Source organism: Microcystis sp. M165S2 (assembly GCF_020245885.1).
GTDB lineage: Bacteria > Cyanobacteriota > Cyanobacteriia > Cyanobacteriales > Microcystaceae > Microcystis.
This window is the reverse complement of record NZ_JADBTZ010000046.1, coordinates 1-7,226: the sequence shown is the minus strand read 5'-3', so window position 1 is coordinate 7,226 and position 7,226 is coordinate 1. Positions and strand designations below refer to the sequence as shown.

Annotated in this window: 7 protein-coding genes and 1 tRNA gene; 3 read left to right on the top strand and 5 right to left on the bottom strand. The window is 45.5% G+C overall.

The window, feature by feature from the left end:
• A partial coding sequence (locus tag IM479_RS02510; protein ID WP_287686019.1) for an IS1 family transposase occupies positions 1 to 223 on the top strand: 223 nt, incomplete at its 5' end.
• 6 nt (positions 224 to 229) lie between these two features.
• On the opposite strand, the gene IM479_RS02505 is transcribed toward IM479_RS02510, so the two are convergent.
• Together IM479_RS02505 and IM479_RS02500 are read right to left on the bottom strand one after the other, a co-directional pair.
• On the bottom strand, positions 230 to 355 hold the full coding sequence (locus IM479_RS02505) for a hypothetical protein (protein WP_287686018.1): 126 nt from the start codon (positions 353 to 355) through the stop codon (positions 230 to 232).
• On the bottom strand, positions 352 to 1,293 hold the full coding sequence (locus IM479_RS02500) for a homogentisate phytyltransferase (protein ID WP_287686017.1): 942 nt from the start codon (positions 1,291 to 1,293) through the stop codon (positions 352 to 354). The genes IM479_RS02505 and IM479_RS02500 overlap by 4 nt, the downstream gene beginning before the upstream one ends.
• Positions 1,294 to 1,532: 239 nt before the next feature.
• Here IM479_RS02500 and IM479_RS02495 point away from each other — a divergent pair.
• Positions 1,533 to 1,619 (top strand) — tRNA-Ser (locus IM479_RS02495).
• Positions 1,620 to 1,726: 107 nt separating this feature from the next.
• Here IM479_RS02495 and IM479_RS02490 read toward each other — a convergent pair.
• Complete coding sequence (locus IM479_RS02490; RefSeq protein WP_287686016.1) at positions 1,727 to 2,389, bottom strand: class I SAM-dependent methyltransferase; 663 nt, start codon at positions 2,387 to 2,389, stop codon at positions 1,727 to 1,729.
• A 106-nt stretch (positions 2,390 to 2,495) separates the two neighbouring features.
• Here IM479_RS02490 and IM479_RS02485 point away from each other — a divergent pair, with 106 nt between their 5' ends.
• Positions 2,496 to 5,609, top strand: a complete 3,114-nt coding sequence (locus IM479_RS02485; RefSeq protein ID WP_287686015.1) for a hybrid sensor histidine kinase/response regulator — start codon at positions 2,496 to 2,498, stop codon at positions 5,607 to 5,609.
• A 13-nt stretch (positions 5,610 to 5,622) separates the two neighbouring features.
• Here IM479_RS02485 and IM479_RS02480 read toward each other — a convergent pair whose 3' ends face one another.
• Together IM479_RS02480 and IM479_RS02475 are read right to left on the bottom strand one after the other, a co-directional pair.
• The gene (locus IM479_RS02480; protein WP_287686014.1) at positions 5,623 to 6,372 is read right to left on the bottom strand and encodes a class I SAM-dependent methyltransferase; all 750 of its coding nucleotides are present in this window, start codon (positions 6,370 to 6,372) and stop codon (positions 5,623 to 5,625) included.
• Positions 6,373 to 6,452: 80 nt separating this feature from the next.
• A complete protein-coding gene (locus IM479_RS02475; RefSeq protein ID WP_286826410.1) occupies positions 6,453 to 6,944 on the bottom strand; it encodes a hypothetical protein in 492 nt (163 codons plus the stop codon).
• Positions 6,945 to 7,226: the final 282 nt, after the last annotated feature.

Sequence of the window (7,226 nt, the reverse complement as noted above, 5' to 3'; positions counted from 1 at the left end):
CTTTTGGGAGTCCTATAAGACAGTAATTCCCAGTAAACGTCATCGACCAGTTGGTCAAGAAACTGGTCAAACTAATCCTATTGAAAGATTAAATAATACTCTTCGACAAAGAATTTCTAGATTGGTCAGACAGAGTCTATCTTTCTCTAAAAAAATGGATAATCATATCGGGGCTATCTGGTATTTCATACACGACTACAATGCCCAATTGGCAAGGCATTAAGCCCCATCACTTTTTCAGGTTTAAATGAAGGTTGCCGGTTAATAATTGCGGATCGATGGTTTCTTGACTAGGTGCGCTTGTACCACCTAGCAAAAGTAAGGGAATGGCCGCTAAAAAAGGAGATATTTTCATATCAAACAAGCCAGGGGGAATATAATGTATTCTAAAAAGAATAATTTCCAAATAAATTGGTAAAATCGGCTGATTTCGCTTTTATCTTCTAAATTTACCCTGCGACTACGCCACCAAAGAAGAAGAAGTAGGAGCAGATGGGCGACAATGGCCAGAGGAGAATTAATTCCCGTTATCCCCAAGAGACCGACGGTAATCATCCCCGCATAACATAGAGAAATTGTCAATAGAGAAATTGTTAAGATTTTTTCAGGGCCGAGCAGCAGGGTAAAAGTGGTAATCTGGTAAATGCGATCGCCTTCTAGGTCAGGAACATCCTTGAAAATAGCGATCGCAACGGTGAAAACAAGAACAAAAGCTGTTAAAACCCAGACTGAGGGATAGATAGACTGATTTTGATTAATAACTGTGTTGTAGTGGCGAAAAAGACCTAAATTGACGATAACACCCCGGACGGTAAAAATACAGAAGGCTGCCCAGAGAGGAAAGCGTTTTAACCGCACTGGTGGCAAGGAATAGGCAGTACCGATGAGTAAACTAATCCCCACGGTGATTAACAGCCAAAAACCACCGATAAAAGCCAGTATAATTGCTAAAATAGCAGTAAAACCCACGATCAACCCTCCTGTTAACCGAGAAAATTCGCCCTTTGCTAGGGGAAGATGAGGTTTATTGATTTTATCGATGTCGATGTCTTCCAACTGATTTAAACCGACGATATAGACATTACCCGCAAGACAAGCGACCCAAGTGAGCAATAAAACCGACCAATGGCTAAAAAAATCGCTAATATTGCCCAAAGCAATTAAATACAGACTTAAAACACTGAAAGAAGTGCCGATAATCGTATGGGGACGGGAAAATTTCCAGAGACTCCCTAACCGGTGGAGAAAGTTAGGCTGGGGATGGTTAACTGGAAGAAAAGGAGCTTGATTCATCAGACCTCTTGTAAAAATCAAAAATTGTCGTGGTTGGTGAGGAGTCAGTAGTCGGTCGTCAGGAGAATTAAGAATGAATAATAATCAATTAAATGGTTTATTTGGATATTTTATGCCACTTAATCCTTATTTTTGACGTTTTTAAACCCTCAAAAATCAATTATGCAAGAGGTTTATCAAAAAAAATCAATCCGAGGACAAGTAATCTGTTAAAATGATAATCCGGACTCAAACCCTGTGGAGAGGTGGCAGAGTGGTTGAATGCGGCAGACTCGAAATCTGCTTTAGGGTCACACCTAACGTGGGTTCAAATCCCACCCTCTCCGTTGAACTGATAGATAACTTAGTGCTGTCGTTAAGGAGCTTAAGGGATGTAGCGTTGTCCTGGGTGGTTTCCGCAAGAGCAAAAGCTTTTCTACTCTCCCCAACTTCTTCACCGTTTCATGGCCAGGGTCAAACCATCACCAATAGGAATAATACTGATATTTACCCGTTCATCCTGCTGAATTTTGGCATTAAGGGAACGGATAATGTTGGTGCGATTATCAGTGCTATCGGCCGTCGCTACCCGTCCCGACCAAAAAACATTATCGATAGCGATAATTCCGCCATTTCTGACCAATTGTAACGCCCGTTCGTAGTAGGCATCATAATTACTTTTATCGGCATCGATAAAGACAAAATCAAAACTATTACTTTCTCCCCCGGAGATTAATTGATCTAAAGTCTCCAGGGCCGGGGCAATTCTTAAATCGATTTTATCGGCGACACCGGCGTGCTGCCAATAACGGCGGGCTATACTGGTATATTCTTCCCTTAGGTCACAGGCGATCAGCTGGCCTTCTGGGGGTAAAGCTAAGGCCACCACTAGAGAACTATAACCGGTAAAAACCCCTATTTCTAGGGTTTTTTTCGCCCCGATCACCTGTACCAAAAAAGCCAGAAACTGACCTTGTTCGGGGGCAATCTGCATGACTGCCAGGGGTTGAGAGGCAGTTTCTTGACGTAATTGAGCTAAAATAGGGGGTTCTCGCAGACAGATAGATTGATAATAGGAATAAAATTGTCGATCGAGTCCAAGAGTTTGATTAGCCATAAAAAAATTGCTAGTGGATAGAGTTATCGAGTAAGATTCTAGGTAATCTGAAGCTGAAGAGAGCGTATTGGTTGACCAAAAAGGAAGACTTGGCAGGAAGCAAATCATGATGAAACCCGACTCGGATCATCTCTTTAACGAGGATCTCGAACAGTTGTTAGAGAGTTTAGAAGACAAAGACACCGACGGTGACGAGGCTCTAGATGAACTCGGCTTTTTATTCGAGCAGAGTTCTTCTCTGGTGGCCAGAGCCGGGGCCTATCTTGGGCAAACCCCGTCTTCCTTGACCTCGGAAAGGGAATTAGAGGAACTTTTTGGCGATAGTATCAATTGGGAAGAATCCGCCACTAATGATCTTTATTATACCCCCGGACCGGCTCCCAAGTTAGAACCGGAAGATGGGGATGATCTCGAATCTCTGCTGCTAGAAAATGCGGTAGTCTTGGACTCAGAAGCAATTATAGCCATCGGCAACCCCAATTTTTACGACAGCCTCGAAGACTTAGAAGCTTTTCTGAAAAAACCCACGCCACCGGCGCAACCGCCACTACCAGACATCTTTGAATCCCTAGAGGCCTTCCTCTGGGAATCCCCAGCAGTGGACCTGGTGGCTGCGGTGGAACCTCTGCAAGGGTTAGAATCACGGGAAATTGCCCCAGAAAGCCTCCGAGAGGATGAATTCAAGGATTTAGAAAAACTCCTCGAAGAAACCAATCAGGTGATGGCAGCAAATCCGGCGGTCAGCGTCAGTCCACCAGTCCGGTCAAAAAACCTGCGTCCCCTTGTCAGTAAAGCTTTTGAACAGACGATGCGGGTGCCGATCAAACAATTGGATAACCTCAGCAATCTGATCGGGGAACTGGTGGTTAAACGCAATCGCCTTGAAGAGGAACAGGATCGCCTGCGTCTCTTTTTAGATAATTTGCTAACCTGCGTCCAACATCTGGGTGATGTGGGCAGTCGGATGCAGGATCTCTATGAAAGAAGCCTCCTAGAAGGGGCTTTACTGGCTAGTCGCAATTCCGGTGGTGCCATCGGTTACGGTAGAGTTCAGGGAGAAAATCAGGGGGATTCGGCCATGGCTGGCGAACTAGATGCCCTAGAGATCGACCGTTTTACCGATTTCCATTTATTATCCCAAGAGATGATCGAATTGATCGTACGAGTGCGAGAATCGGGCTCTGATCTTCAATTTGTCCTCGATGAAACCGATCAGGTGACGCGCAGTCTGCGACAGGCCACCACCCAACTACAGGAAGGGATGACCAAATCGCGCATGGTTCCCTTTAGTCAAGCCGCTGATCGCCTACCCCGGGCAATTCGCGATATTTCCCTGAAACTTGATAAACAAGCCGAATTAAAAGTGGAAGGGGGTGATGTTCTCATCGATAAGATGATCCTCGAACATCTCAATAGTCCCATGACCCATCTGGTCAACAATGCGATCACCCACGGCATTGAATCACCCCAAGAACGCATGGACAAAGGGAAACCTGCCCTCGGGACCATCTCTGTCCGGGCATTCCTACAGGGGAATCAAACCGTGATCACCGTTGGTGATGACGGGGCCGGTATTGATGCTGATCAGGTGAAACGCAAGGCGATCGAAAAAGGCCTGATCGGCGATCGGGAAGCTGAACACCTCAGTCCCCAAGAAGTCTATGAACTCCTCTTTCACCCCGGTTTTAGTACCAAAGATCAGGCCGATGATTTTGCCGGTCGTGGGGTGGGTTTAGATGTGGTGCAGACCAGTTTAATCGATGTGCGCGGGACCGTTACTATTGACTCGGTACTGGGCAAAGGAAGCACGTTTACCATCCGTTTACCCCTAACCCTGAGTATCTGTAAGGCCCTGTGTTGTGTGAGTAATCATGCGCGCATCGGGTTCTCCATGGACGGAGTGGAAGATATGAAGGATTTCCGGTCCAGCGATATCCAAATGGATAGGGAGGGACGGCGCTGCGTTTTCTGGCAAAATACTTTACTACCCTTCCAACCCTTAAGCGAATTGCTTTCCTACAATCGGCAACTAAGTCGCGGTAGTTTTTATACTGGCAAACAGGAGGAAGACTCTTTTTCGATCGTGATCCTGCGCGGTGGTAATAATCTCCTCGCAGTACAGGTGGATCAAGTGATCGGTGAACTGGAAATCGTCATCAAACAGATCGAAGGACCGATTCCGAAAACGGCTGGGATTGCTGGGGCGACGGTTTTGGGCGATGGTACGGTGATGCCGATCGGCGATGTGTTAGAGTTAATCGACATCGCCAGGGGTCGTCTGCGTACCGATAACGGTGGTCTTTGGCGCCAACCTGCCCCCCCCGTAGCGGTGGAAACTAGCCAAAAATCGGGGGCTATGGTTCTGATTGTCGATGATTCGATTACTGTCCGGGGATTGCTCTCTTTAAGCTTTAGTAAAGCCGGTTATCGTGTGGAACAGGCCCGGGATGGTCAAGAAGCTTGGGAAAAATTACGCGGCGGTTTGCCCTGTGATATCGTTTTCTGCGATATCGAGATGCCCCGCATGAATGGCCTAGAATTACTGTATAATTTGCAAAAAGACCCCCGATTAGCGTCCATTCCCGTGGCTTTATTGACTTCCCAAGGGGGGAAACGTCATCGTCAGGTGGCGGCGACATTAGGAGCTAGTGGTTATTTTACCAAGCCCTACACGGAAAGAGATTTACTCTCGGCGGCTGAAAGAATGATTGCGGGGGAAGTGTTACTAGCTAATAGTATTAAAGCGACTCGTAATCAGCCTTTATACCCCGATGCAACGATTATTGACAGTAATCCCGCTAATTTCTTTGCACAATCGAATCATCGGGTCTTGATTGTCGATGATTCGGTAACGGCGCGGGAAATGTTAGCGATTTCTTTGGTTAAAGCTGGTTATCGCATTGAAAAGGCCCGAGACGGTTTAGAAGCATGGGAAAAATTACGGGCTGGATTAGCTTGTGATCTGATTCTCTGCGATCTCGAAATGCCTCGCCTGAATGGGTTAGAATTGCTCTCTCGTCTGCAAGAGGATGAACAACTTCAGGGGATACCAGTAGCGATGATTACCTCGCGAGGGTCGCAAAAAATGCAGCATCTCGCCGCTGCTAAAGGGGCAAAAGGTTATTTTGTCAAGCCCTATATTGAGGATGTTTTACTGTCGGCAGCCCAACGTTTAATCGCTGGTGAGGTGTTAATCCAAAAAGAAAGTCCCGCGGATTAGCTTGGGTAACTTGCTAATTTGAATTTGTTTTCTGGAAAATCATTAAATGTTGTTGGGGCAAAGTCTCGATGATTTCTTCTGGCACTAAACCGACAGCGGCCATTTCTTTTTCTACCTGTCTGCGGGTCATTTTATGAAGGGCCTTGATGGGAATCAGGGGATTTTCACGACGGTATTCTACTAATACCACCCTACCATCGGGTTTTAAGGATTTGACCAGATTCTCCATCATCTCGCGGGGACAGGAAAACTCGTGATAAGCATCGACCATTAAAGCTAAATCGATCGCATTTATAGGCAATTTGGGATCGGTTTCTGTGGCGAGAATTGTGGTGACATTCTTCACTTGATTTTCCTCGGCCAAAAAATCAATTGCCCCTAACATTTCCGGTTGCACATCGACGGCGAAAACTTGTTCTACTAAATTCGCCATAGGAAAACTAAAATAACCTGTCCCCGCGCCGATATCTGCCACTAGGTCTGTGGGTTTTAAATGTAGTGCGGTGATCAGATCATCGGGTTTTTCCGTGAAACGGCGACTAGGACGTTCTAACCATAACATTTCTTGGTGTCCCATGACTTTAGCGATTTCCCGTCCTAGATAAAATTTACCGATACCATCGCGACTATGAAGCGATCGAATCTGATAATATTCCTCTGGCGCTAAAACTGAAGCATCGTAGGTAAAATTTAATAATCCGAAACCGCAAAAAACCACTATTAGAAACGAGACAATTAAGAAAAATTTTTGCTTAAACAGCATCGGGATTAAAAACGGTGGGCTAGAAAAAATAAATTCCCCGTCCGGGACAGGGAAAAAATCTATCTTGATCAACAAAACAATTAATCCAAAAATCCCATTAAAGTTTCGGGATCATCGATTTCATTGGAAGCAACGGGACGATTACCCATGACTGTATAAGTTTCGCTAATGTGCAGATGACTCAGAGCGATCGGACGATTGCCAGAGATCGCTAGAGTGCTACTGATTTCCATACCACTAGAGCCGACAGGACGCAATCCACCGACGGAAGAATAGGTACTCACAACTTTCAGATGGCTAACTTCCACGGGACGACCACCGGGTAACATTTCATCTTCCGTGAAGTGAAGATGGCTACTACCAACAGGGCGATTTTCGGGCAAGCGATGTTCAGGTTGATAGAATTTTAAGGCTTTGGAAGCTGATTCGGGACTGTTTTTCACCGAAAGGGCGACCACTTCTTTATCTTTGGCGGTTTTAGCCGTACTAGCCTTACCGCGCACAGTGCTGGTTTTTTCTTCTGTGGTTGCTGGGGTTTGAGTCCCATTTGTTTCTAGATTTTCCACCGTCATAACCTGATACTCCTTTCCGTTAATAGCTTCGGGGAAACGATAAGATTTAAGTTTAGGGTATTCTCGAAGACTTTTAATCTTTTTTTAAAATCCTCTCTAATATTAAGATACACCTTTCTCTCCCAAAACCCTATAAGTGTTGTTGACACTCCTGGGCTTAAAGGCGTGAGGATTCTCGAAGCTCATCACAGCCCTTTCTGGTTTCCCTTACTTAGGTCTTACACGATTATGTCTGAACCGAACCTACTAGAATATCACTTGCTATCTAGTTATCCTTTTTCT

Bases quoted from the DNA above. Each gene is read 5' to 3' on its own strand.
- IM479_RS02505 (WP_287686018.1), bottom strand. From the start codon at position 355: ATGAAAATATCTCCTTTTTTAGCGGCCATTCCCTTACTTTTGCTAGGT.
- IM479_RS02500 (WP_287686017.1), bottom strand. From the start codon at position 1,293: ATGAATCAAGCTCCTTTTCTTCCAGTTAACCATCCCCAGCCTAACTTT.
- IM479_RS02490 (WP_287686016.1), bottom strand. From the start codon at position 2,389: ATGGCTAATCAAACTCTTGGACTCGATCGACAATTTTATTCCTATTAT.
- IM479_RS02485 (WP_287686015.1), top strand. From the start codon at position 2,496: ATGATGAAACCCGACTCGGATCATCTCTTTAACGAGGATCTCGAACAG.
- IM479_RS02480 (WP_287686014.1), bottom strand. From the start codon at position 6,372: ATGCTGTTTAAGCAAAAATTTTTCTTAATTGTCTCGTTTCTAATAGTG.
- IM479_RS02475 (WP_286826410.1), bottom strand. From the start codon at position 6,944: ATGACGGTGGAAAATCTAGAAACAAATGGGACTCAAACCCCAGCAACC.